This window comes from Arthrobacter sp. HLT1-20, assembly GCF_054510895.1.
The window spans coordinates 1-26,831 of record NZ_JBTNDR010000046.1 but is presented as its reverse complement, the minus strand read 5'-3'; the positions used below and the strand labels follow the sequence as shown (position 1 = coordinate 26,831).

15 protein-coding genes are annotated in these 26,831 nt (G+C 62.7%); 12 read left to right on the top strand and 3 right to left on the bottom strand.

The window, feature by feature from the left end; translation table 11 throughout:
* Nucleotides 1-190: 190 nt before the first annotated feature.
* Complete coding sequence (gene phoU / locus ACX80Q_RS17090; RefSeq protein WP_459331733.1) at nt 191-853, bottom strand: phosphate signaling complex protein PhoU; 663 nt, start codon at nt 851-853, stop codon at nt 191-193.
* Between the two features lie 161 nt (nt 854-1,014).
* On the opposite strand from phoU, the gene ACX80Q_RS17085 reads away from it, so the two are divergent.
* The 3 genes from ACX80Q_RS17085 to ACX80Q_RS17075 all read left to right on the top strand — a co-directional run bounded on the left by ACX80Q_RS17085 (nt 1,015) and on the right by ACX80Q_RS17075 (nt 8,170).
* The gene (locus ACX80Q_RS17085) at nt 1,015-2,298 is read left to right on the top strand and encodes a sensor histidine kinase (RefSeq protein WP_459331732.1); all 1,284 of its coding nucleotides are present in this window, start codon (nt 1,015-1,017) and stop codon (nt 2,296-2,298) included.
* 14 nt (nt 2,299-2,312) lie between these two features.
* Nucleotides 2,313-2,993 carry a response regulator gene (locus ACX80Q_RS17080; protein WP_459331731.1) on the top strand — a complete coding sequence of 227 codons (681 nt, stop codon included), beginning with the start codon at nt 2,313-2,315 and terminating at the stop codon, nt 2,991-2,993.
* A gap of 158 nt (nt 2,994-3,151) precedes the next feature.
* Nucleotides 3,152-8,170, top strand: a complete 5,019-nt coding sequence (locus tag ACX80Q_RS17075) for a beta-galactosidase (protein WP_459331730.1) — start codon at nt 3,152-3,154, stop codon at nt 8,168-8,170.
* 210 nt (nt 8,171-8,380) lie between these two features.
* On the opposite strand, the gene ACX80Q_RS17070 is transcribed toward ACX80Q_RS17075, so the two are convergent.
* On the bottom strand, nt 8,381-8,947 hold the full coding sequence (locus tag ACX80Q_RS17070) for a hypothetical protein (RefSeq protein WP_459331729.1): 567 nt from the start codon (nt 8,945-8,947) through the stop codon (nt 8,381-8,383).
* 275 nt (nt 8,948-9,222) lie between these two features.
* On the opposite strand from ACX80Q_RS17070, the gene ACX80Q_RS17065 reads away from it, so the two are divergent.
* The 6 genes from ACX80Q_RS17065 (at nt 9,223) to glgX (ending at nt 16,018) form a co-directional block, all read left to right on the top strand.
* A complete protein-coding gene (locus ACX80Q_RS17065) occupies nt 9,223-9,705 on the top strand; it encodes a CarD family transcriptional regulator (protein WP_054009598.1) in 483 nt (160 codons plus the stop codon).
* A 99-nt stretch (nt 9,706-9,804) separates the two neighbouring features.
* Entirely contained in the window at nt 9,805-10,584 is a 780-nt protein-coding gene (gene ispD / locus ACX80Q_RS17060; protein WP_459331728.1) for a 2-C-methyl-D-erythritol 4-phosphate cytidylyltransferase, read from the top strand.
* Nucleotides 10,585-10,589: 5 nt separating this feature from the next.
* Nucleotides 10,590-11,096 carry a 2-C-methyl-D-erythritol 2,4-cyclodiphosphate synthase gene (ispF, locus tag ACX80Q_RS17055; RefSeq protein WP_459331727.1) on the top strand — a complete coding sequence of 169 codons (507 nt, stop codon included), beginning with the start codon at nt 10,590-10,592 and terminating at the stop codon, nt 11,094-11,096.
* A 9-nt stretch (nt 11,097-11,105) separates the two neighbouring features.
* Nucleotides 11,106-12,524: a cysteine--tRNA ligase gene (cysS, locus tag ACX80Q_RS17050; RefSeq protein ID WP_459331726.1), complete on the top strand. Its 1,419-nt coding sequence runs from the start codon at nt 11,106-11,108 to the stop codon at nt 12,522-12,524.
* Nucleotides 12,525-12,821: 297 nt separating this feature from the next.
* Nucleotides 12,822-13,817, top strand: a complete 996-nt coding sequence (gene rlmB / locus ACX80Q_RS17045; RefSeq protein WP_459331725.1) for a 23S rRNA (guanosine(2251)-2'-O)-methyltransferase RlmB — start codon at nt 12,822-12,824, stop codon at nt 13,815-13,817.
* Between the two features lie 2 nt (nt 13,818-13,819).
* Entirely contained in the window at nt 13,820-16,018 is a 2,199-nt protein-coding gene (glgX, locus tag ACX80Q_RS17040) for a glycogen debranching protein GlgX (RefSeq protein ID WP_459331724.1), read from the top strand.
* Between the two features lie 27 nt (nt 16,019-16,045).
* Here the strand turns inward: glgX and glgP are convergent, their stop codons facing one another.
* Nucleotides 16,046-18,661, bottom strand: coding sequence for an alpha-glucan family phosphorylase (glgP, locus tag ACX80Q_RS17035; RefSeq protein WP_459331723.1), 2,616 nt, complete (start codon nt 18,659-18,661; stop codon nt 16,046-16,048).
* Nucleotides 18,662-18,883: 222 nt separating this feature from the next.
* Here glgP and ACX80Q_RS17030 point away from each other — a divergent pair, with 222 nt between their 5' ends.
* Genes ACX80Q_RS17030 through glgB form a run of 3 tightly spaced genes read left to right on the top strand, consistent with a single transcriptional unit; the run spans nt 18,884 to nt 26,442 of the window.
* On the top strand, nt 18,884-20,944 hold the full coding sequence (locus ACX80Q_RS17030) for an alpha-1,4-glucan--maltose-1-phosphate maltosyltransferase (protein ID WP_459331734.1): 2,061 nt from the start codon (nt 18,884-18,886) through the stop codon (nt 20,942-20,944).
* A 3-nt stretch (nt 20,945-20,947) separates the two neighbouring features.
* Nucleotides 20,948-22,735: a maltose alpha-D-glucosyltransferase gene (gene treS / locus ACX80Q_RS17025; RefSeq protein WP_459331722.1), complete on the top strand. Its 1,788-nt coding sequence runs from the start codon at nt 20,948-20,950 to the stop codon at nt 22,733-22,735.
* A complete protein-coding gene (glgB, locus tag ACX80Q_RS17020; protein WP_459331721.1) occupies nt 22,735-26,442 on the top strand; it encodes a 1,4-alpha-glucan branching protein GlgB in 3,708 nt (1,235 codons plus the stop codon). The genes treS and glgB overlap by 1 nt, the downstream gene beginning before the upstream one ends.
* Nucleotides 26,443-26,831 lie beyond the last annotated feature (389 nt).

Below are 26,831 nucleotides of genomic sequence, written 5' to 3'. Positions count from 1 at the left end.
GGCGGGCCCCCTTCTCAACGAAGGTGGCCCGCCGCCGTGCTTTAACGGCCCGGCGCGCCCGTCCCCGCTTCTCGCTACCGTTGGAACGGGTGCGAAAAGCGGGGACGTCCCCAGCCGCTCCCACTTCTCGCAAGCTCGAAGCGGGGCCCTCGCGGCAGTGTGCCCCCGCGCCGGGTGTTTCTGCGAAACGTTAGACGGTGAGGAAGTCCTCGGGCTGCCATTCACCCGTCACCAGGTAGGAAACCTTGCGGGCCACGGAGACACCGTGATCGCCAAAGCGCTCAAAGTAACGGCTGGCGAGGGTGACATCCACGGTTGTGGCAGCTGTTTCGTTCCACTCGGGTGCTCCCATGGTGGAGAAGACGTCCTTGTGGAGCTTGCTGATCTGGGTCTTGGCGGCGCCAATCTCGCCCACCAGCTCCAAGTCGCGAGTGTCCAGCAGCTCGGTGACCTTCTCCGCAATGAGGATGTCCAGACGGGCCAGCTCGGCGAAGGTGCCGGTCAGGGATGCCGGAATGACCTGGTTGGGGAAACGCAGGCGGGTCAGCTGGGCAATGTGACGGGCCAGGTCTCCCATGCGTTCCAGGGAGGCGCTCATCCGCAGTGAACCAACAATCATGCGCAGATCGCTGGCCACGGGTCCCTGCAGGGCCAGGACGTCAATGGCGCGTTCATCCAGATCGTTTTGCAGGAAATCAATGCGGGCGTCGGCGGCAATGACTTCCTGGGCCGTCTGCAGATCAGCAGCCGCGAAGGCAGTCGAGGCCTTGGTGATGGCCTCGCCCACCAAGGCGGAGATCTCAATGAGTCCTTCGCCAATTTGGTGAAGTTCGGCCTGGAAAACTTTACGCACGCGTGTGTCCTTTCATGGGCAGCCCACTGGGGGCCTCAATAGGTTCCAGCATGCCACTTGCACGTGAACATGAGAGCACTAAAAGGTGAACGTTTGTTGAACGAGGGCCGCGGGGAGGCTCTTTTGGCTAAAATCACCCCGCAACGGCATAGGCTGGTTCCGTGGATCCCCTGTTGGTTGGAGTAGTTGCCGGGCTTATTGGCCTGAGCCTTGGCGTGTTTGGCATGCTCGCTTTCAGCATCAGCGAAAGATCGCGCAAGCACCCGCTGGACATTGCCGAACCTACGCTGCCCGAAGGCGCCGCAGAGGTGCTTTCCGTGGTGGGCAAGGCGTTCATTGTGATTGACACTGTGGACGGCGTGGTCCGGGCCAGCCCGGGCGCCTACGCCTTTGGCCTGGTGCGCGGCCACACGGTGGTCCACAAGGAACTCATTGAGTTGGCTCACAGGGTCCGCCGCGACGGCGTCATTGAGGAACGCGACTTGATCCTGCCGCGCCTGGTCTTGCCCCATGCGGCACCCCACCCGGGACCCGTAACAAGCTCGCATTCGGCCGGGACGCAGGTGGTGGAGGTCCACACCAGCAACGTTGCGCAGTCATCTACGGCACCCGGGCAGGGAACCCTGGTGATCCAGGTGCGGGTGGCGCCGCTGGGCGAGGAGTACATTCTCCTGCTGGCGGATGACCGCACCGAAATTGCCCGCACGGAAGCCGTCCGCAACGACTTTGTGGCCAACGTTTCGCACGAACTCAAGACACCCGTGGGCGCCATCTCGCTGCTGGCCGAGGCCCTCGAGTCCGCGCCGGAGGACCAGGCCACTGTGCGCCGGTTTGCCAAGCGCATGATGACCGAATCCGCCCGCCTGGCCGCTCTGGTCCAGGACATCATTGAGCTCTCACGGCTGCAGGGCAAGGATGTGGCCCGGGTGGGCACGGACGTGGACATGAACGCAGTGATTGCCGAGGCCGTGGACAGGACCCGGCTCCCGGCGCAGAGCAAGAACATCACCCTGGCTGTGGGCCCGCCCCAAGTTGCCGAGGTGCACGGCGACCAGGCCCAATTGGTCACGGCGCTGCGCAACCTGATCGACAACGCCGTGCGCTATTCCCCGGAAAACACGCAGGTGGGGATCGGACTGTCGGTGGGCGATGGCGTGGTCTCGGTCAGTATTTCCGATCAGGGCGATGGGCTCTCCCCGGCCGAGCAGGACCGGATCTTTGAGCGCTTCTACCGCGTGGATGCCGCCCGGTCCCGCCATACGGGCGGCACGGGGCTCGGCCTGAGCATCGTCAAACACATTGTGGGCAACCACGGCGGCGAAGTGACCGTGTGGTCCGCACCGAAAATGGGTTCCACCTTCACAGTGCGCCTGCCGCAACTTTCCTACCCAACGTCCGACGGCGGCGCTGACCACAGCGCGAACCGTCACCCCAGACTGATCTAAGGAGCGCAACAAGCGTGAGCAGAATTTTGATTGTCGAAGACGAGGATTCCATCAGCGACCCCTTGTCCTTCCTGCTGGCCAAGGAAGGGTACGAGGTCCAAGTTGTGGACAATGGCCTGGACGCCATCGTGGAATTTGAGCGCAACGGCGCGGACCTGGTGCTGCTGGATCTGCAGCTGCCCGGCATGAGCGGCACCGAGGTGTGCAAGCATTTGCGCCAACGCTCCAACGTCCCCGTCATCATGCTCACGGCCAAGGATTCAGAAATCGACAAGGTGGTTGGCCTGGAACTCGGTGCCGACGACTACGTCACCAAGCCCTATTCCTCGCGCGAACTGATTGCCCGGATCCGGGCCGTGCTGCGGCGCCTGGCGGAGCCGGAAGAGCTCATGAACGCCACGGTGCATGCGGGCCCCGTGCGCATGGATGTGGAGCGGCATGTGGTGAGTGTCCACGGTGAAGCCGTGGCGTTCCCGCTGAAGGAGTTTGAGCTCCTGGAAATGCTGCTGCGCAATGCCGGTAAGGTTCTCACCCGGGGCCAGCTTATTGACCGGGTATGGGGCTCCGACTACGTGGGGGATACCAAGACCCTTGATGTGCACGTCAAGCGCCTGCGCAGCAAGATCGAGCCGGACCCGGCCGTGCCCAAGTACTTGGTCACCGTGCGTGGCTTGGGCTACAAATTTGAGCCGTGACGGATAACAGTCCATTATGTGCACACCCTTGTCATAAGGGCGTCACATGAGCGGAATTGTTAGGTTTTGATTGCCTCGATGTGACCCTCGCCATATGCTGTGATGGATAACATTAGGGCTGGCCGTGACGGTCGCATCAAAATTGAGGTACCTAATCTATGACTTCCCCATCATTGAGGGCCGCCACGAGACCACGTGGGCGCAAGGCTGCTGCCATGGTGGCTGCGGCCGCCATGGGACTAATGGCCGTTTCCAGCCCGGCGCTTGCCCAGAATTCGGTGGTCACAGCTGAAACTGTGGCCACCACGGCCATGTCCGGCAACAAAGTCAGCTTCCCCGGCAACGACGGCAAGGCCCACACGGTCACTTTCGATGCAAAGTCGTACATGGTCGACGGCGAGCGGCTCAACGTCTGGTCCGGCGAGTTCCACCACTGGCGCCTGCCCGGCACGGACGACTGGCGTGACATGTTCCAGAAGATGCGCGCCAGCGGCTTCAACGCCGTCTCGCTGTACTTCTTCTGGGGTTTGCACTCCACCGAACCCGGAAAATTTGATTTCACCGGCATCAAGGACATTGAGCTCCTGCTGACCATGGCCGAGGAAGAGGGCCTGTATGTTATTGCCCGCCCCGGCCCCTACGTCAACGCGGAAATTTCCATGGGCGGGCTGCCCGCCTATCTGACCAAGAACGGTGCCGGGTCCCTGCGCAGCACGGACCCGGAGGCCCTGCGGGAATCGCTGAGCTGGATTGATGCGTTCAACAAGATCGCCAAGCGGCACCAGGTCACCGACGGCGGTGGCTCCATCGTCACCTACCAGGCAGAGAATGAGCTGCTCAACGAAGGTGGTGACCGCCCGGCCTTCATGCGGGCCTTGGTCACGAAGATCAAGGCGGACGGCATCACCGTTCCCGTCTTCCACAACGACTATGGCATGAACGGCGCCTTTGTTCCTGGCAGTTCAAGTGCCGGGGGCAACGTGGGTCTTGACTACTACGCCTTTGACCAGTACCCGCTGGGCTTCAACTGCGCCGCCAACCGCGGCCAGGTGCCGGACATGGAAACCCGTTTCCGGGCCTTGACCAAGACCAGCCCCATGTTCATTGCCGAGGGCCAGGGTGGCGCGTTCACCCCGTGGGGCGCCAGCTTTAACCCGGACCGCTGCGCCGAATTTGTTGACTCCGCCTTCACCCGCCAATACGGGGTGAACAACCTCAACAACGGCATCAACATGTTCAACTACTACATGCAGTACGGCGGCACCAACTGGGGCTGGACCGGTTCGCCGTCATCCGGTTTCACCTCCTATGACTATGGTGCGCCCATCAATGAGGACCGCCAGCTCACACCCAAGGCGGCCGTGCAGAAGGAACTGGGATACTTCCAAAAGGACTTCGACCCCATCTCCAACATGGTTCCGCAGGATGGCGCACCCGTCACGGTTGAGGGCGCAGCCGGCTCCATCAAGTCCTACCAGCGCATTGCCACGGAGGACATGGCCACGGACTCCGTCACGGGCAACGGCTCCCGCTTCCTGGGCTTCCGCCAAACGGACAGCAACAGCACCGCCGAGCTGAAGTACTCCTTCCCGCTGACGCTTTCACCGCGCCAGCAGGTCATCGAGGCCAGCTACACCCATGACGACCGGGACACCACAGCTATCAAGTACACGGGCACGTGGGGCAAGTCCAACGGTGAAGGCTGGGCGGCCGGCAACTACAAAGGCACCGAAACGTTCAGCTCCACCACCGGTGACTCCGTTGAATACAAGTTCACCGGAGCCGGGATCCGCGTCATTTCGGCCCAGTCCACCAACCACGGCTACGGCGATGTCTACCTTGACGGCGTGAAGGTGGGCCAAACCAACACCTATCGCGGACAGAACGCTAATTTCCAGTACGTGGCCTTCCAGAAGGACGGCTTGGATCCCTCGGTCGAGCACACCATCAAGATTGTGGTGACGGGCCAGAAGGATGCCGCCAGCGGCGGCGCGTTTGTCAGTGTCGACGCCTTTGACGTTATCGCCGGTGCGGCACAGGCCAATGTGGTCAAGCTCGACGACGTCGACCCCGCCATCACCTATTCCAAGAAGGGCGACGGCACCCCGGCGTGGACACACGCCACCGGCCAAGCCTGGACAGCGAACGACTACAAGGGCACCCAAACGTTTAGCAGCATTACGGGCGCCTCGTATGAGTACACCTTCAAGGCTGCCGAGGTCCGCCTCATCAGCCCGCAGGCCACCAACCACGCCAAGGCTGACGTCTTCATTGACGGCGTCAAGGCGGGGGAAACCAACACCTACGTGTCGAACGCCAACGGCCAGTCCGGCTTCAAGGCCTTTGAGAAGAAGGGCTTGGATCCCGCTGTCAGCCACACCATCAAGGTGGTCAACACCGGTGTGAAGGGCGATCCCGCTGCCGACGGCACGTTCATCGGCATCGACGCCATTGAGACCTCAACCCCGGGCAGCACCACCACCCCGCCAGCGCCCGCGGACTCCATCACCTTTGCCAGGGTTCCGCAGAAGGCTGGCACGTTCCTGAGCATGCACGGGCGCGACGCGAACATGGTCATTGCCGATTACGCCTTTGACGGCCAGAAGCTGATGTACTCCACCTCGGAGCTGTTCACCAAGATGCCCGTCGCCACCGGTTCGCTGGTGGTGCTCAACGGTGCCAAGAACGACGCCGGCGAGACGGTTCTGAAGTACGCCTCCGAACCAGCTGTCACCACCTTGGGCGGAACGCCCGTGGAGTCCGTGTGGGACGCTGCGACCAAGACGCTGCGCCTGAACTACGTTCATGGCAACGGCACCGCGGTGAAGATCACCGGCGGCGGCGCCCCCGAGCTGCGCATTGTCACCACCGACCGCACGGCCACCGGCCAGCAGTGGAGCGTGGATGGCATCGTCAGGGGCGGCACCACCAACAAGACCGTCATGGTCGCAGGGGTTGACCTGCTCCGTTCCGCCGAGTTCGACGGCGACACCGTGAACCTGGTGGGCGACACCAAGGCAGCCCGCACCATCAACATCTACGTCCCGGCCGGCATCACCAAGGCCAGCTGGAACGGTGCGGCACTGACAACGTCCACCGGCACCAACGGCCAGCTGCTTGCCAACCTGGCGGGGCCGGCTCCGGTGGTCCTGCCGGCACTGAGCAACTGGAAAGTTTCGGGCGAAAACCCGGAATCGGCACTGGCGTTTGATGATTCCAAGTGGCTGGTGGCCACAGCCACCACGGCCGCCAACACCCGTCAGGGACCGGGCCCCAACCAGGGCAAGGTTCTTGAAACCTCTTACTACGGCTTCCATGAGGGCGACACCTGGTACCGGGCACATTTCAAGGCTGCGTCCAATGCCACGAGCATTCAACTGCAAGGGCTCGGCGGCAACGGCAGCAACATGCTCGTCTGGGTCAACGGCACCTTTGTGGGCGCCCCCGACGCCAACGGTCAGATGCAGACATTGCAGGTTCCTGCCGGTGTCATCAAGAACGGCGAGCCCACGCTGGTTTCGGCAGTGGTCCGCAACAACGGCCAGAATCTTGACTGGAGCGACGACGGATTGTCCCGCCAGAACCGCGGCCTGTTCGACGCCGTGCTGCCCGCCAGCGGTGCCGTGACCTGGAAACTCCAGGGCGCCAAGGACAAGGCAGCGCCCGTTGATGTTGCCAGGACCATGTACAACACCGGCGGACTGTACGGTGAGCGTGCCGGCTGGTACCTGCCGGCCTACCCGGATGCGCAGTGGGCCGATGCCAGCAACTTCAAGCCCGCCAAGGCCGGAGTCACCTGGTACCGCAGCAACTTCAACCTGGCCATTCCCGCCGGCACCGACACGGCCATCGGCCTGAAGGTCAACGACGCCAAGTTCGAGAACGGCCGCCAGTCCTTTGCCCGCGCCGTCATCTACGTCAACGGCTGGAACACCGGAACCTGGGTTGGTGACGTGGGTCCGCAGAGCACGTTCACCATCCCCAGCGGATTCCTGAACAAGAGCGGTAAGAACACCCTGGCCATCGCCCTCACCACCGAGAGCGACGCCCAGGGCCCGGATTCCTTCACCCTGGTGGACCGCGGCACCAGCCTGGGAGGGGTGCCCACCACACAGAACACGGCGCCGGACTACACCGCGCCGGTTGTGACGGCGGCCGCTACCAAGTCCACGCTCGACGTCGGCGAGAAGGTAGCCATCAGCGGAACCTCCGCCCTGGCCGCCATCGGCAACGGTGCAGTCACCAACGCCGTCATCAACTACGGTGACGGTACTGCGGCCGTCACGGTTCCCGTGGTCAACGGCACGTACTCGGCCGAGCACAGCTTCGCGGCCAAGGGCAACTACTCCAGCACAGTCACCATCAAGGATGCTGTTTCGGGCTCTGTCCTAGGCAGCAAGACTCTCGCCATCACGGTGGCAGAACCGGGCACAACACCCACGGCAACCCCGAGCGCCACTCCTTCAGCCACGCCCAGCGCTACTCCGTCTGCCACGCCGTCGGCGACGCCGTCTGCAACCCCGACGGCCACGCCCTCGGCGACGCCGTCTGCAACCCCGACGGCCACGCCCTCGGCGACGCCGTCGGTAACACCGAGTGCTACCGCTTCTGCGACTCCGTCCGCAACGGCAACGCCGTCAGTCACCCCGTCAGCGTCGGCTACGCCCTCGGTGACGCCAAGCGCAACCCCGTCGGTGTCGCCGAGTGCGTCGGCTCCGGCCGGTGGCATTGGCTTGAGTGCGGACAGCGTTGCTGCCGGTGGCAAGCTCACCATCACGGGCAAGGGCTTCAAGCCGGGCACGAGTGCCACCTTCACCCTGCACTCCACACCCGTGAACTTGGGCACCGCCACGGTGGATGCCCAGGGAGTTGCTGTCTTGAGCGTGTCCTTGCCGGCCGGTGTGGCGGTGGGCCAACACAGCATTGTGATTGATGGTGTGGGTGTTGACGGGCAGGTCCGCCAGCTCCGTACCGGGCTGACTATTACGGCCGCGGTCACCACGCCCACCACCACGCCGGGAACCAGCCCCGCAAGCACTGCAACCACCACCCCGGCGGCCGATGATTTGGCGAACACCGGTGCCAACGCCACCGTGTTGGGCGGACTCGCAGTGTTGCTGCTCCTGGCAGGTGGGACAGTGTTCGTGATGAACCGTCGCAGGACGGCAAACCACTAACTTCACCCTCACGCCGAGGTAGCAGCTAGGCGTCGAGACCCGCATCCGCCGGGTGCAGGTCTCGACGCCAACCGGCTACCTCGGCACAAAAGCTAAGCCGCAGGATTCCGGCTGGAGGGCACAAAAAAGCGGGGCCGGCCATCGTCATGGTGGCCGGCCCCGCTTTTTGTGCCCTGCCGCTTCGCCCTAGGGCTGCGGGAGCAAGAAACGCTAGTGTGTGGCAGCTTCCGTTGCGGTCGGCGTTGCGCCGGGAACATCTGCCGGCGATACGGTGCTGGCCGGCGTCGGCAGCAGGCTCCTGTACTCGGCCAGGGTGCCGTCCAGAACGGGAACCTGAAGGGTGGCGGTTTCCGTGGATCCGCCGGACTGGCGAAGTTCAAGCGTTTCCATGGCGCCCGGGGGCTCGGCCATGGTGCTGAGAATGGCCTTGTCGCCGGGCGTGCCCAATACCAGGGGGGTGCCGGGGACGACGGTGATCTCTGTCTGGGAGCCCTGGGCGCCGCTGATCGTCAAGGTGATGTCGGCGTCGGACTGGTTGTAGAACGTGCCGATGAGACGTCCCGCGCTGCCAGCAGCATCGGAGACAACCAGAACGTTGCGCAGTTCCAGCTGGCCCATGTTCAGGCGTACTCCATCGGATGCGGAGTATACAGTTGTTGTGCTTTGCGGGTTGATGGCTGTGCAACCGGTGAAGGCCATGGCGCCCACGCCGATGGCAGCAATCAGGCTCAAGCGTTGCAATCGTTTGGTACCGCGGATGCCGGCAGCGATTCTCACGTCAATAACTCCTCATGGAAAAGACAAAATATCTCGCACCAGCTTATCCGCAAATGGGCACAAAGTGCGCTTCCGGCGCTGATTGTGGACTTTGGCACCCGTGGGCGCAACAGTCCACTGCACTTTGTGACTACTTAGTCAAGGCCCCGGCAATTCTCCAGTTGTTGGAACAATTGCGCGGTCAGCGTAGCGCTGGTGGTCCCTGACCTGCGGAAACTCAAGGGAGTGGCTGGTTAACCGTGGTAAACTAGGACTATTGGAAAGGGAGAATCCACATGCTTTTTGAGGTCGGCGAGACAGTAGTTTACCCACACCATGGTGCGGCAAAGATCGAAGAGATCAAGATGCGCACCATCCGCGGTGAAGAGAAGATGTATCTCAAGCTCAAGGTTGCCCAGGGGGATCTGACCATTGAGGTCCCCGCGGAGAACGTAGACCTTGTTGGAGTTCGTGATGTTGTAGGCAAGGAAGGGTTGGAGCACGTTTTCGAAGTGCTCCGTGCCGAGTTTACGGAGGAGCCCACCAACTGGTCCCGCCGTTACAAGGCCAACCTGGAAAAGCTTGCCTCAGGTGACGTCATCAAGGTTGCAGAAGTTGTGCGTGACCTGTGGCGTCGTGACCATGACCGCGGCCTGTCCGCTGGCGAGAAGCGTATGCTCGCCAAGGCACGTCAGATCCTGATTTCCGAGCTTGCCCTGGCGGAAAAGACTGACGAAGACAAGGCCGCCGAAGTCCTTGACGAAGTTCTGGCTTCATAAGTTTTCTTAGCTTGTGACTAAACCCCTGCACCAGCTGGTGCAGGGGTTTTTTGCGCTCCTGGGGTGGTTTGGGCGCCGTCGTTCGCTACTGTAGAGGCTATGACTGAGGTGAAAGACGGCTCGTGTGCCGTCGTGATAGTTGCAGCGGGTTCCGGGCAGCGGTTGGGTTACGGAGTCCCCAAGGCACGGGTCCCCCTGGGAGCTGAGGCCATGCTGGTGCATGCCGTCAGGGGAGTGCTCAAGGCGAAGGTGGCGGCCCAAATTTGTGTGGCCATCCCGGCGCAGGATGCGCAATTGCAGGACATTTGCCAGCGGCTGCGCATCGAGGCCGAATCCGACGGTGTGCTCTTTAACGTGGTCGACGGCGGCGCGGAGCGCTCCGAGTCGGTCTACGCGGCATTGGCGCACATCGCCGCGGGCGTCACCACTGTGATGATTCACGACGCCGCTCGGCCCCTGGCGCCGTCGGGCGTCTTCAACCGCGTTGCCGCCGCATTGCGGGACGGCGCCAAGGCTGTCATCCCGGCCCTGGCCGTGGTCGACACCATCAAGACGGTTGTTCCGGCAACCCTGCCAGCCACGGGTGCCGGTGTGGAGCAGGTGGTGGGAACCCCCGCGCGGAGCCAGCTGCGGGCCGTGCAAACGCCGCAAGGATTTGAGTTGGAGACGTTGCGCAAGGCCTACGCCCACGCCTTGACCCTGGATGAGCACTCCGCCGCCCAGATCACCGACGACGCCATGCTGGTGGAGGCCATGGGCGAGCAGGTGTTTGTGGTGCAGGGCTCCACACACAGCCTGAAGATCACCTCACCCACCGATTTGCTCCTTGCCGAGGCCATGTTGGAAGGGCCACTGCGCCCCCGCTGGATTGAGGGATAGGGCGCATGATGTTGCCACGAACAGGCATCGGCGTGGACATCCACGCCTTTGCCGCCGAGGACAGCCCCGCCCCGCTGTGGCTCGCAGGCCTTTTCTGGGACGGTGAGCGTGGGCTCAGCGGCCATTCCGACGGCGACGCCGTGGCTCACGCAGCCGCCGACGCCCTGTTCTCCGCCGCCGGAGTGGGCGATCTGGGCACCCACTTTGGCACCGACCGGCCCGAATACAAGGGTGCCAGCGGTGTGACACTTTTGGCCGAAGCCGCCCGGATTGTGCGGGCGGCCGGCTTCGAGATCGGCAATGTTGCCGTGCAGTTTGTGGGCAACAGGCCCATCTTCTCCCCACGCCGGCAGGAGGCCGAGGCGGTGTTGAGCGCGGCCGCCGGAGCGCCCGTCTCAGTCAGTGCCACCACCTCGGACAAGCTGGGTTTCCCCGGTCGCGGCGAAGGCATCACAGCCATCGCCACGGCCCTTGTCATCAACATCGCCCCCGCACCGGCGCCAGAAAGGTAACCTAGAGCCGTGACCTTGCGCTTTTATGATTCCGCCACTGCTTCCGTCCGCGACTTTGTGCCCCTCACCGAGGGGCGGGCCTCGGTCTACTATTGCGGCGCCACCGTGCAGGGCGAACCGCACATTGGCCATGTCCGTTCAGCACTGGCCTTTGACCAGCTGACCCGCTGGCTGCAGGCCAAGGGCTTGGAGGTCACAGTGGTGCGCAACGTGACTGACATTGATGACAAGATCCTTCTCAAGGCTGCTGAAAACAACGAGCAGTGGTGGGCCCTGGCCTACAGATTTGAGCAGGCCTTCGAGGACGCCTATGACGCCCTGGGCATCCTCAAACCCACGTACGAACCCCGCGCCACAGGCCACATCCCGGAGATGCACGCACTCATTGCCCTGCTGATCGAGCGCGGACACGCCTACCCTGCGCTGGATGACTCCGGCGACGTCTACTTTGATGTTCGGTCCTGGCAGAAGTACGGGGCACTGACCCGGCAGAACATTGACGACATGCAGGCAGCGCCCGACGCCGATCCGCGCGGCAAGAAGGACGCCCGCGACTTCGCGCTGTGGAAGGGTTCCAAGCCCGGCGAGCCCGAAACTGCCAGTTGGGCATCGCCCTGGGGTGCCGGCCGCCCCGGCTGGCACCTGGAATGCTCCGCCATGGTGACCAAGTACCTGGGCACCGAGTTCGACATCCACGGTGGCGGCCTGGACCTGCGCTTCCCGCACCACGAAAACGAGATGGCCCAGTCGCAGGCGGCCGGCCACGGCTTCGCCAACTTCTGGATGCACAACGGCATGGTCACCTTTGAGGGTGAAAAAATGTCAAAGTCCATCGGCAACACCGTCAACCCGAGGGAAATGCTGGAAATCGCCCGCCCGCTGGTGGTTCGCTACTACCTAGGGCAGGCACACTACCGTTCGGTGCTGGACTACCGGCCCGGCTCGCTCACGGAGGCCGCGGCCGCCGTCGACCGCATTGAAACGTTCATGCAGGCCGCACGGGGACGGCTGGTCCCGGATACTGCTGCCGAACTGGCGGGCACCCTTCCGGACGCCTTTGGCGCCGCCATGGACGATGACCTGAACATCCCCGCAGCCCTGGCCGTGCTGCATGAGACTGTGCGCGCCGGCAATACTGCCTTGGCTGCCATGGACGACGCCGGGGCCCTCCTTGCGCTGCAGTCCGCCACGGGCATGACCTCGGCGTTGGGCATCAACCCTTTCGATGCGCGGTGGCTGCGCGGCGGCGACGCGGGGGCGGAAACCGCGGCCCTGGACGTGCTCGTCAAGGCCCAGCTGGAGGCACGTGCGCAGGCCCGGGCCGAGAAGAACTGGGCCGAATCGGACAAGATCAGGGACGTTCTGGCCGCAGCCGGCATTGAGATTGCGGACTCCGCCAACGGGTCCACCTGGTCCCTGAAGCGCTAATCCCCAGCTGCGGGCCCACCACACCCTCTCGCAGCAGTGGTCACTTTTCGAAGGACCCTCTCGCAGCATTGGCTGGTTTTCACCGGACGCTCTCGCAATGTGGGCGCAGATGGGCACGTGAGAATGGGCACTTTTTGGGCTGACTTTCACCAAATTCGCGTGCAGGCCGTAAACTAATAGCTACGGGTTTCACTTTCCCGTTATCTCGTGTGCCTAAAATGTGCGCGCGTACAGGTATGTTTGACGACTTTGGGGCCTTGGCATCACGGGCGCCGCACCAATCGTAAGGGTTTTACCATGGCCAACACTTCCCGCTCCGGCGCCGTCCGCAAGCTCAAGAAGGGCCCCGTCAAGGGCACCGGCGGACTCGGCCGCAAGGCACTCGAAGGCAAGGGGCCCACTCCCAAGGCGGCAGAGCGCACCTATCACAAGGCTTACAAGAACCAGGAGCTGGCCGAGCGTTCGGCGGCCAAGCACGCCGGAAAGTCAGCATCGCCGCGCCGCAACAGCGGCCCCAAGGGCAAGGCCATGGAAGAGCTCGTCACGGGCCGCAACTCGGTGGTTGAGGCACTGCGCGCAGGAATCCCCGCGAAGGTTCTCTACGTTGCTGTCCGCGTTGACATGGACGAGCGCGTGCGCGAATCCATCAAGCTGGCCGCTGAGCGGGGCATCCCGCTGTTGGAAGCACAGAAGCCCGAGCTGGACCGGCTCACCGAGGACGCCATCCATCAGGGCCTGGTTCTGCAGATCCCGCCCTACGAGTACGAGGACGCCGTTGACACGGCCAGCGAGATCATGGCCAAGTGGAAAAAGGGCCACATTGCCAACGCCCCGCTCATCGTTGCCCTGGACGGCATCACCGACACCCGCAACCTCGGTGCCATCATCCGCAGCGTCTCGGCCTTCTCCGGCCACGCAGTGATCGTCCCCGAACGCCGCAGCGCCGGTGTCACGGCCGCGGCGTGGAAGACCAGTGCCGGTGCAGCCGTTCGCGTACCCGTGGCCAAGGCCCCGAACCTGAACCGCGCCATCGGGGCGTTCCAGAAGATGGGCTACTTTGTGCTGGGGCTCGACGGCGACGGCGACGTTTCGCTGCCCGACCTCACCTTGGCGCAGGAGCCTGTGTGCATTGTGGTTGGTTCTGAAGGCAAGGGCCTGTCCCGCCTGGTTCGCGAAAACTGCGACCAGATTGTCTCCATCCCGATCGATTCGGCCATGGAATCATTGAACGCCTCAATGGCCGTGGGCATCAGCCTCTACGAAGTCTCAAGACAACGAGCGGCCCGGGCCTAACCATGCCCGAAACCGTCATCGAGGCCATCGGGACTCTGGGCGCAGCCCTGTCGCGCCATACCCAGCTGGGAGTGAGCGCCGTCAAGGGTGCCCCGGACTCGGTGGCCAACGTGGCGGTTTATTCCCCTGCCAACAGCAACGTGGTGCTCTGCTATCAGCCGCCCGGTGAGGCATGGAAGGCTGTGCTACTGCCGGACAAGACCGACGGCGTGCACCACGCCTTGGTGCCTGACATGCCGGTGGGCAGCCGCTACGGTTTCTACATTGACCTCGCGGCAACCAAAGAGGAAATGCTCCGCATCGACCCGGACGCCGTGCAACTGTTGTTGGACCCCTACGGGCGCTACATCCACGAGGAAGTCAACGCGGCCGGCGACACCAAATACATGTCGGTCCGCATGGACTCCGAATTTGACTGGGGCACAGTCGCACGTCCGCACACGCCGTGGCGGGAAACAGTTTTTTACGAAGCACATGTGCGCGGCCAGACCATGCTGCACCCGGATGTGCCCGAAGAATTCCGTGGCACCTACGCCGGCATGGCGCATCCGGCCATGATCAAGCACCTGCTCAGCCTTGGCGTGACAGCCGTGGAGCTGTTGCCTGTCCATTTCCACATCGACGAGCCGCACCTGCATGGAACCGGCATGAGCAATTATTGGGGCTACAACACCCTGGGATTCTTTGCTCCGCATGTGGAATACGCCACCGCCGCCGCCCGCGAATCCGGCCCGGCAGCCGTTCAGGCTGAGCTTAAGGGCATGATTAAGCTGCTGCACATGGCCGGCATTGAGGTCATCCTGGACGTTGTGTACAACCACACGGCCGAGGGTGGCCAGGGCGGACCCAACTACAGTTGGCGCGGCTTAGCCGAAGAGCAGTACTACCGTATGCGTGACGGCAGCTACTACGACACCACGGGTTGCGGCAACACGCTGAATTTTGGCAATCCCCACGTGATCAAGATGGCCATGGATTCGCTGCGCTACTGGGTGGAGGAATTCCATATTGATGGGTTCCGCTTCGACCTGGCCGTATCCTTGGCGCGCAATGGCGTGCACGAGTTCACCAACCAGCATCCCTTCCTGCTCGCGGCGTCCACCGACGGCGTGCTGTCATCCACCAAGCTCATCTCCGAGCCCTGGGATGTTGGCTACGGCGGCTGGCAGACAGGTAATTTCCCCACGGGCTGGGCTGATTGGAACGATTCCTTCCGTGACCAGGTCCGCGAAGTGTGGCTGACGGACAGGGCTGCCATGTTGGCGGGCTACCACCACAACGGTCTTGCCACGTTCGGTGACGCCTTGGGCGGATCCGCCAAAATGTTTGCCGGCTCGGGGCGCGGGCAGCTGGCCTCGATCAACCTGATCACGGCCCACGATGGTTTCACCCTGGCTGACTTGACTGCGTACAACCACAAACACAATGAAGACAACCAGGAAGACAACAGGGACGGCACCAGCAACAACCGCAGCTGGAACCACGGCGTTGAGGGCATCACCAACAACCCCACCACCCTGGCGCAGCGGGCCAGAACAGCGCGCAATCTCATGGCCACCATGCTGCTGGCCCTGGGCGTGCCCATGATTACCGCCGGAGACGAGTTGGGGCGCAGCCAAGGCGGCAACAACAACGTCTACTGCCAGGACAATGAGATCGCCTGGGTTGACTGGACCATGGACCATGAGGCCAAGACCATGCTGGCCGCCACCATCCGCCTGGCGCAGATCCGCAAGGATTTTCTGGCGTTGCAGCCCAGCACCTACCCCACCCGCGGCGGCCAGTCGTTCATTCACTGGTTTGGCGCCGACGGGCAACCCATGACGGCAGGGCGGTGGAAGGACCCGCACGAACGCGTCCTGACCATGCTGATGGGTTCCCCCGACGGCACTGTTGACGGCCTGGTGGTCTTCAACACCGGAGTCACCAATGAAGACGTCATCCTGCCGGCCAACCCACGCTTTAGCGAGGCTGAGGATGCTGACGCAAAGGTCGGCCGCGTCGCGGAGCAGGATAGTGGGCAAGCATCAGGGCCCCGGCCGTACATGTTGCGGATGACCACCGAGGCTCCCACCCTGACCGACGACGGCGAACCCACCTTCAGGCTGCCCCGTTCCATCCCGCTCGTCCAGGCTGGTGACGTCGTGCGCGCGAACGCCAACACCGTTCAGCTGTTCCGCAACGACCTCACCCCGCGCTAGCGGAGGCTGGCGCCGGGCCGATCTGATTTAAGCGGTGGTGATGAGCCCCAGCTCGGCCGGATTGGCCAACGCTGCGTGCTGGGGCAGGACTTGGACGCCGTAGCCAAAGTTCCCTGAGCGGTCAATGACGAGCTCGGTGGTGAATTGATAGCGGCCGGGGCCGTTCTCCTGCACCGAGTTCAAGGGTAGGCTGCGCGTTGCAGTGAGCTCGTCGGAATCACCGGCCGTCCCATAGACCACGCTGACTTTGACGTCCTCGGGGCGCAGCTGCCCCAGTGTGATGTGGGCGCGGACCTGCAATGATTCACCAATTTGCGGTTCGTCGTGCAGGCCGTGTGATTCCACATGCTCAATGTGGACGCCACTCCAGGCCGGCCGGACAGTGTCGATCCAGGCGGCCAGTTCCTTCGTTGCGGCGTAGTCATTGGCCCGAGCCAAGCGGCCTGCCACGGCTGCCGGCTGGTACAAACGCTGCACATACTCGGCCACCATGCGGTTTGCGGACACTGCCGGGCCAAGGTGCGCCAGAGTGTGCTTGATCATGGAAATCCAATGGGCTGGCAGGGCACCATTGTGCGGCTGCGAGGGGCCTGCGGCGCCAGCATCCATGGTCACCACTTCGCCGTAAAAGCGAGGAGCCACTTGGGTTTCCAACAATTCGTACAGGGCGGCGGCTTCAATGTCGTCGCGTTCCTCATCACTGGTGCCGGTATTGGCCGTGGGGATCGCCCAGCCGTTTTCGCCGTCGTACAGTTCATCCCACCAGCCATCCATGACGGACAGGTTCAACGAGCCGTTGATGGCGGCCTTCATGCCCGAGGTGCCGCAAGCCTCCAGCGGCCGGAGTGGGTTGTTCAGCCACACGTCGCAGCCGGGGAAAAGGGTCCTGGCCATGGCGATGTCGTAGTTGGGCAGGAACACGATCCGGTGGCGGACCTCCGGGTCATCCGTGAACTGGACCAGGTCCTGGATCATTTTCTTGCCGGCGTCGTCCGCGGGGTGAGACTTGCCGGCAATGATGATCTGGATGGGGTGCTCAGGGTGCAGCAACAGGGCCTTCAAGCGGGCGGGATCACGCAACATCAAGGTCAGGCGCTTGTAGGTGGGGACGCGGCGGGCAAAGCCAATGGTCAGCACGTCCGGGTCCAGGGCGCTGTCCGTCCAGGCCAGCTGGGCGTCTGCGGCACCTCGCTTCTTCCACGAAGCCCGCAATCTGCGCCTGGCATCGCTGACAAGGGCAGCCCGGAGGCGGCGGCGCATGGCCCACACCTCCTCATCGCTGACGTCGTACACCCTGGACCAGTCGGGGCCGTCCAGTACTTCGGCGCCAAAGCGGTCCCGGGCCAGCTCGGCCAGCGCCGGATCCACCCAGGTGGGCACATGCACCCCGTTGGTGACGGAGGTGATGGGAATGTCCTCATGATCAAAGCCCGGCCACAGCCCGGAGAACATGCCGCGGGAGACAACGCCGTGCAGTTTGGCAACACCGTTGGCGCGTTGGGCCAGGCGCAGGCCCATGACGGCCATATTGAACACCTCGGGGTCACCGCCGTCGTAATTCTCCGCACCCAGCGCCAGGATCTGGTGGACGGGCACGCCGGGGGCCAGCTGGCCGGCGAAGAAGTGCTCAATCATGCTGCGCGGGAACCTGTCGATTCCGGCGGGAACCGGCGTGTGCGTGGTGAAAACTGTCGACGCGCGGCCTGCCGCCAGGGCCTCGCTCCATGTCAGCGGGTGGTCGGTGAGCGCCGGATCCATGAGTTCGCGGATGCGCTCAATGCCCAGGAAGCCGGCATGGCCCTCGTTGGTGTGGAACACTTCCGGTGCCGCGGTGCCCGTCAGGCGTGCATACACGCGCAGGGCCTTGACCCCGCCCATGCCCAGGAGTAGCTCCTGGGTCAGGCGGTGGTCACCGCCGCCGCCGTACAGCCTGTCGGTGACCCCGCGGGCGGCGTCGTCGTTTTCGGCAACGTTGGAATCCAGCAACAGCAGGGGCACCCGGCCCACGTCCGCACGCCAAATATGAGCGCGTAGCACCCGGTTCTCAGGCAGTGGGAGCGAGATGAGGACCGGTGCGCCGTCGTCCTCGCGCAACAGGGTCAGGGGCAGGGCGTCCGGGTCCAGCAGCGGGTACGTCTCCTGCTGCCAGGCATCCTTGGACAGCGACTGCTTGAAATAGCCGGCCTGGTAGAGAAGTCCGACGCCGATCAACGGCACCCCGAGGTCGGAGGCCGATTTCAGGTGGTCACCAGCCAGGATGCCCAGGCCGCCTGAGTACTGGGGGAGGACGTCGGCAATACCAAATTCGGGGGAGAAGTAGGCGATGCTTTGGGGGGCCTCAGCGCCCAGCCCCTGGTACCAGCGGGGCTCGTTGAGGTAGCAGTCAAGGCTGGCCTGCGCACCGGCCACCCGGCCCACCACATCAGGATCATGAGCCAGCGCCTGCAACTGCTCACGGGACAATGCCGAGAGCATCGACAGGGGGTCGAAGCGTGACTTTTCCCAAAGTTCGGGGTTGAGCGATTCAAACAAATTGCGCGTGGGCAGGTGCCACGACCAGCGCAGATTGGTTGCCAAGGACGTGAGCGCGGAAATCTGCGCAGGGACTGTGGTGCGAACTGTGAATCTGCGAATTGCCTTCATGCCGGTCACCATAGCCCAAGAACGTGACACCAATATTGCGTAGGCGGTTTATTACCTACTTCATTACGCCCGCCGCCCGGTTCAAGACGAACTTTGACCCGCTCGTGACGGTCCAAGCCGCCCAAATACGGATGGCCTTCGCAATCTGGCAGGGGAGTCGCTAACGTCTAGTTTGTGAGTACTTCCAAGCCTTCGCGAAAAATGCCAGCCGCCGCCGCAAAAATGGGTGCTGCCACGGCGGTGCCCGCATCACTCAACCCTGCCGGTAACCCTGCCGAGGGGCTGCGTTTTGGGCGAATCCCCATCACCAACGTCCAGCCGGTGCTCGAAGGCGGAAAATTCTCCGCCAAGGGCATCCGCGGTGCCGATGTGCGCATCAGCGCAGTGGTTTTCCGTGAGGGCCATGACGTTCTGGGTGCCACGGCTGTGCTCATTGCCCCGGACGGTACGGTTGCCCAGCGCAGCAAACTCACGCCGGGCGCCAAGGGCAGCGACGCCTGGGAAGGTATAGTCACCCCGGGCTTTGAGGGTGACTGGACGTTCCTTGTTGAGGGCTGGACAGACCTGTACGCCACCTGGGCGCACAACGCCCAGGTAAAAATCAACGCCGACGTCGATGTGGACGTGATGCTGGCCGAGGGCGCCCAGCTGCTGGGCAAGGCTGCCCAGGATGCGCCCGGTGCCGAAGAGGTGAAGGCGTTCAAGCACGCTGCGCTCACCTTGGCCGATCCGTCCCTGAACGTCAATGACCGCCTGGCCGCCGGGACAGGCCCGGCCGTGCGGGCCGCCGTCGAACATTTCCCCTTGCGGGATCTGGTGACCAGCTCCGAAGCATTCCCCCTGAAGGTGGAGCGCGATGCTGCCGGCCGCGGCGCGTGGTACGAATTCTTCCCCCGGTCCGAGGGTGCCAAGCGCCACCCGGAGACCGGCGAGTGGACCAGCGGAAACTTCCAGACCGCCACGCACAGGCTGCCGGCAGTTGCCGCCATGGGCTTTGACGTACTGTACCTGCCACCCATCCACCCGATCGGCCATGTCAACCGTAAAGGCCCCAACAATACGTTGACGGCAGGCCCCGGGGATCCGGGTTCGCCGTGGGCCATTGGTTCGGCTGCTGGCGGGCATGACGCCATTCACCCGGATTTGGGCACCTTCGCCGATTTTGACGCCTTCGTGGCAGCAGCCAACGAGTTGGACCTGGAAATTGCGTTGGACCTGGCCCTGCAGTGTGCGCCGGACCACCCCTGGGCTACCGAGCACCCGGAATGGTTCACCACCCGCGTGGATGGCACCATTGCGTACGCTGAAAACCCGCCGAAGAAGTATCAGGACATCTACCCCCTGAACTTTGACAACGATCCTGCCGGGCTTTCCCACGAGATCCTGCGCATTGTGCGGCTGTGGATTGACCACGGCGTGCGCATTTTCCGCGTGGACAACCCCCACACCAAGCCCGTGTGGTTCTGGGAATGGCTCATTGGCAAGATCAACGCCGAGCGTCCCGACATTGTCTTCCTGGCCGAGGCGTTCACCCGCCCTGCCATGATGGCGGCCCTGGGCAGGGCCGGGTTCCAGCAGTCCTACAGCTACTTCACCTGGCGCAACACCAAGGCGGAGCTGGAGGAGTACCTGGTTCACGTCAGTCGCGAATCGGCCGGCTATTTCCGCCCCAACTTCTTTGTCAACACCCCTGACATCCTCACCGAGTACCTGCAGTTCGGTGGGCCCGCCGCGTTCAAGATCCGTGCCATTCTGGCCGCCTTGGGCAGCCCGCTGTGGGGCATGTACGCCGGCTACGAGCTGTTTGAACATGTGGCCCGGCCGGGTTCCGAAGAGAACATTGACAACGAGAAGTACGAGTACAAGGACCGTGATTTCGCTGGGGCGCAGGCCCATGGCAAGTCACTCGCCCCGTTCGTCACCATGCTCAACACCATCCGGCGCGCGCATCCGGCGCTGCTGGACCTGCAGAATCTCACCCTGCATGAGAGCTCCGATGACGCCACGCTGGTGTTCAGCAAGCACAAGCACATTGCCGCCACTGATGGGGCTCCCGCCCGCAAGGACACCATCATTGTGGTGATCAACGTTGATCCGCACAGCATGCGCCAGGGCGAGGTGAGCCTGAACCTTGACGCCTTGGAACTGGACGGGCTTGCCCCGGACGGGACCTTCATTGTGGATGAGCTCATCACGGGAGCCACCTGGAACTGGGGAAAGAAGAACTATTTCCGCCTGGACGCCCACCTGGAACCCGCCCACATCCTGCACATCAGGCGGTGAGTCATGGCCTTCACGCATACCAATAGTGCCCAGCAGTTCAACGTGAACGCGCCCGGGCTGGCCCATGACAGGCATTGGTACCGTAAGGCTGTTTTTTATGAGGTGCTGGTGCAGAGTTTCGCCGACGCCAACGGTGACGGCTCGGGGGACTTCTCCGGGCTGATCTCCCGGCTCGACTACCTGCAGTGGCTGGGAATCGACTGCCTGTGGCTGCCGCCGTTCTTTGATTCCCCCCTGCTCGACGGCGGCTACGACGTCCGCGATTTCACCTCCATCATGGAAAGCTACGGCACCATCTCGGACTTCAAGTCCCTGGTGACCCAGGCCCATGAGCGAGGCATGCGCATCATCATCGACCTGCCACTGAACCACACCTCCGATCAGCACCCCTGGTTCAAGGCGTCACGGGAGGACCCCAGCGGCCCCTTTGGCGACTACTACATGTGGAGTGACACCACTGAGCTGTATGAGGATGCCCGGATCATTTTTGTTGACACCGAGGAGTCCAACTGGACCTTTGATCCCGTGCGGCGCCAGTTCTTTTGGCACAGGTTCTTCGGCCACCAACCGGATCTGAACTATGAGAACCCCGCCGTGCGGGACGCCATCTTCGATGTGGTGAAGTTTTGGCTCGAGCAGGGGATTGACGGCTTCCGCGCCGACGCCATTCCTTATCTTTATGCCGAAGATGGCACCAATTGTGAGAACCTGCCGGCCACACACCAGTTCCTGCAGGATTTGCGCGCCATGGTGGACGCGCAGTTCCCCGGCCGTGTCATCATTGCCGAGGCCAACCAGATGCCCCACGAGGTGGTGGACTACTTTGGCACGGCGGAGAAGCCCGAATGCCACATGGCGTTCCATTTCCCCATCATGCCCCGCCTCTACTATGCGCTGCGTGATCAAAAGGCCGCGCCCATTATTGAAACCATGGAGAACACCCCCGCCATCCCGGCCGGCGCCCAGTGGGGGACGTTCCTGCGCAACCATGACGAGCTCACGTTGGAGATGGTGACTCCTTCGGAGCGCGAGGCCATGCTGGGCTGGTATGCCCCGGATTCGCGGATGCGGGCCAATATTGGGATACGACGCCGGCTGGCACCCTTGCTGGATAACTCCCGCGCCGAGATTGAGCTGATCAACGCGCTGCTGCTGGCCCTGCCCGGCAGCCCCTTCCTGTATTACGGGGACGAGATCGGCATGGGGGACAACATCTGGCTCGACGACAGAGACGCCTCCCGCACACCCATGCAGTGGAACCCAGACCGCAACGCCGGCTTTTCCAACGTTGATCCGGGGAAGCTGTTCCTGCCCGTGGTGCAGTCCTTGGTGTATCACTACAACCACGTCAACGTTGAGGCGCAGATGGCGCACTCGAGTTCGCTGTTGCACTGGAACAAGAAAATTCTGGCCGTGCGCAAGGCCCATCCGGCCTTCGGTTTGGGCGGGTATGAGAATGTGCCCACCTCACACGAGGCTGTTCTGGCATTCCTGCGGGTGCTGCCCGTGGGCAATGCCGAGGGGGAGAAAGCCGAATCCATCCTGTGCGTCTTCAACTTGTCCCAACATCCCGCCGCCACCACCTTGAACCTTCCCGAGCTGGCGGGGCGCGGCCTGCGCGAAGTGTTTGGCGGGTCAATTTTTCCGGGCATTGACGACGACGGCCACCTCACCGTGACCCTGGGCGCCTACGACTTCTTTTGGCTGCGCATCCGTTCACAGGCCTCCAACGTCCATTCCACCCATACGCAGGCCTTGCCCATCATCGACGGATCGGTGTACGGGTACTGATGTCCACCAACCTCATTGAGCTGCTTGCCGCGTGGCTGCCGTCCCAGCGCTGGTATCCGCGCAAGGGCGCCTCCGGGCACGGCGCCCGGCTGGGCATAGCGGATTCCTTTGAACTCCCTTCTGCGGACCCCTCCGTTTCGCTGCACGTGGTCCTGGTCAAGGTGGCTTTCCCCGTCCGCGACACCGGCCCCAGCAACCAGAGTGCCCCGTCCGGCGCCGGCCTCACACTGCACGTACCCTTGAGTTTCCATCGAAATGGCACATCCGTACTAACTCATGGCTCTGACGTTTCCCAGGTCATGGGTTCCGGAGTTGCGCAGCCGCCGGAGTCGGCACTGTTGGGTACTGCGTGTGCCGGCGCAGGGTCTGGCCATCAATGGCCCGCCGGGCGGGTCTATGACGGGCTTGCGGACCCGGCTTTCATGCGGGCTTGGCTTGCGCGGCTGGGGCGCGGTGCGGATGCCCCAACCCGGGGCACCTCCGGCCTGCACCAGTGGCGCAGCCCGGACCTGGCTGGCATTGTTGCGCCAGAGGTCAGCAATGTCCGGCTGGTGACCAGCGAGCAGTCCAACAGTTCCGTCGTTTTCCAGCTGGGGGAGCGCCAACTCATTGCAAAATTCTTCCGGGTTCTCCATCCGGGCAAGCATCCCGAAGTGGAAATCGGGGAGGCCTTTGCCGGCCTGGCCAATGACGGCCAAGAATTCAGTGTTCCAGCCCTGCAGGCGGCGGTGAGTTACGGGACCGGCGGTGCGGCGCTTTTTGTGATTCATGATTTTGTCCCCAAGGCGCAGGACGGGTGGGCCGTTGCCCTTGACGCTGCAAGCAGCGGCGCCGATTTTTCCGCCAACGCCCACGCCATAGGTGATGCCCTGGCCCGTGTTCACGGTGGACTGCGCCAGAGCCTCGGTGAGCACCATCGGGACGCGGCCGAGATTTCCGCGTTCACCCACGCCCTGGGCGCCCGGCTGGACGATGCGTGGAGCCAGGTGCGCTCCGCCGTCGGGCCCTATGATGCGCAGGTCCGGAGCATTTTAGTACAGCTGAATCAAATAAAGCAGCTACCGCCGGCGCAGCGCATTCACGGTGACCTGCACCTAGGGCAGCTGCTGCATCAAGGATCAAAGGCCGCCCTGGGCTGGTACATTCTGGACTTTGAGGGTGAGCCGCTGAGGCCGCTGGCGGAGCGGGGCCTCCCGGATGTGACCTTGCGAGACGTGGCAGGAATGCTGCGGTCCTTTGACTACGCGGGTGCCCAGGCCGCGGCAACAGGTAGCGTGAGCCCGGCAGCGGGTGCGCACTGGGCCCAACAGAGCGCCCAAGCGTTTATCCAAGGGTATGAAGGCGGTTCCGGGCAAGGAATTGCAACTGAATCGGCTCTTTTCGTGGCATTGTGGCTGGATAAGGCGCTGTACGAGGTTGTTTATGAATTACAAAACCGGCCCGATTGGGTATGGGTACCAGTAAAGGCCGTGCGAGATTTGTTTGAATCAAGGGAAAGTGGTGTGGACATGGGACTGAACAAAATGGCCCCTCTGGCGGTCGACTCGGACGTCTTGGCACGAATTGCCGGGGGAACGTACTACGCCCCCCACTCTGTGCTGGGTGCACACTTGGGCGACGACGGATTGGTGACAGTCCGTACGCTGCGGCACTTGGCACAGTCGGTGCAGGTGGTTACCGGGACCGGCGAGCACCCCATGACGCACGAACACGGTGGCATCTGGGTGGCGGTTATTCCGGCGGAAGAGGCCGGGCATGTGCCGGACTACCGCCTTGAGGTGAGCTATGCGCACGGCGCACACCGCACCGACGATCCGTACCGGTACCTGCCCACAGTGGGAGAATTGGACCTGCACCTGATTGCCGAGGGCCGCCACGAAACGTTGTGGACGGTGTTGGGCGCACATGTGCAGCGCTACCACTCGAGCCTGGGCGAAGTGTCCGGCGTCAGCTTCGCCGTGTGGGTGCCGGCTGTCCAAGCAGTACGGGTCATTGGCGAATTCAACGGCTGGGACGGACGGGCCCACGCCATGCGTAGCCTGGGCACCAGCGGCATCTGGGAATTGTTCATTCCTGATGTGGCGCCGGGGGATTGCTACAAATTTGAGATTCTCACTGAACATGGTGAATGGCTGCAAAAGGCCGATCCCATGGCCTACGGCACCGAGGTTCCTCCGTTGACAGCCTCCCGGGTGGTGGAATCCGCGTATTCATTCAAGGATGGCGACTGGATGGCGCAGCGTGCGCTCAAGGATCCGCACAATTCCCCCATGAGCGCCTACGAGGTTCATCTGGGCTCATGGCGCCCTGGCCTGAACTACCGCGAGCTTGCTGCGGAACTCGTGGAGTATGTCCAGGAGCTTGGCTTCACCCATGTGGAGCTCATGCCCGTGGCGGAGCACCCGTTTGGTGGTTCATGGGGCTACCAAGTGACCTCCTACTATGCGCCGACCTCACGCTTTGGCCATCCCGATGATTTCCGCTTCCTCGTTGATTCCCTGCACCAGGCTGGCATTGGCGTCATCATGGACTGGGTGCCAGCGCACTTCCCCAAGGACGAATGGGCGTTGGCCAAGTTCAACGGCGGTGCACAGTACGAGCACTCCGACCCGCGCCTTGGCGAACACCCCGACTGGGGAACACTGATCTTCGACTTTGGCCGCAATGAGGTCCGCAACTTCCTCGTGGCCAATGCACTCTATTGGTTGGAAGAGTTCCACATTGATGGGCTTCGCGTGGATGCGGTCGCGTCAATGCTGTACCTGGACTATTCTCGCGACGACGGCGCTTGGAGCCCCAACCGGCACGGTGGCCGCGAGAACCTGGAAGCCATCAGCTTCCTGCAGGAAATGAATGCAACCGCCTACCGTCGCAATCCGGGCGTGGTCACCATTGCCGAAGAGTCCACAGCATTCCCCGGCGTGACGGCACCCACTAGCGGTGGCGGGCTGGGGTTCGGCATCAAGTGGAACATGGGGTGGATGCACGACTCCCTTAACTACATGGCCGAAGACCCCATCAACCGCGGGTGGCACCACAACCAAATCACCTTCTCGCTGGTGTACGCGTTCACGGAGAACTTCTTGCTGCCCATCAGCCATGACGAGGTAGTGCACGGCAAGGGTTCCTTGTTGCGCAAGATGCCAGGAGACAGGTGGCAGCAGCTGGCCAATCTGCGTGCCTATTTGGCGTTCCAATGGGCTCACCCCGGCAAGCAACTGATCTTCATGGGCACAGAGTTCGGGCAGGAATCCGAATGGAGCGAACAGCACGGACTTGATTGGTGGCTGGCAGAAAACCCTGCGCACAACGGAATTCAACTTCTGGTTAAAGAGCTGAACCAAAGCTATGCCAGCACTCCCGCCCTGTATGAGCTGGACAATGTCCCCGAAGGATTCACCTGGCTCAATGGTGGGGACAGCGAAAACAATGTTGTTTCCTTCGTGCGCCGCGACAAGGCCGGCAATCCGCTGGTGTGCATTGTCAACTTCTCCGGTGTTGCCTATGAGGGCCACCGCGTTGGCCTGCCGGCGGCAGGCCCGTGGCAAGAAGTTCTCAATACCGATCTTGCAGTTTTTGGCGGCTCCGATGTTCGCAACGTGGGGGCGCTGGTGGCTGAAGAAAAACCCTGGGACGGTCAGAAACACTCCGTCCAACTCAGGGTGCCACCCCTTGGCGCCCTGTATCTGACCCCTCTGGAAGCCTAGAACTTCAGGCGTCCTCGGAGCACCTACTTGCCGTTTGGTATTCACGGCAAGTAGGTGCTATTGTTAGTACTCCGCTGAACGAACAGTTCGGATCCGGACAAGACCAAAACGTTGGCCTGCAAAACAGGCTCAATTGTTTGTGTTCAAATTAAAATTTGAATTTAGTCGAAATTACGGATTTGACTTACTGGAATTCATGCGGGTAAGCTTGAAAAGTTGCCTCGGCACTGATCATCGCGGACAAGAGAGTTTGTTTCGGGTGTGTTGGCTGGGTGTGGTTGTTGTTTGAGAACTCAATAGTGTGCCAAGTTTTATTGATACCAATTTATTTATATTGAATTGGTTATTTGGTTGGTTGTTGCCGCCCCTGTGGTGATGACTGGCCGTTT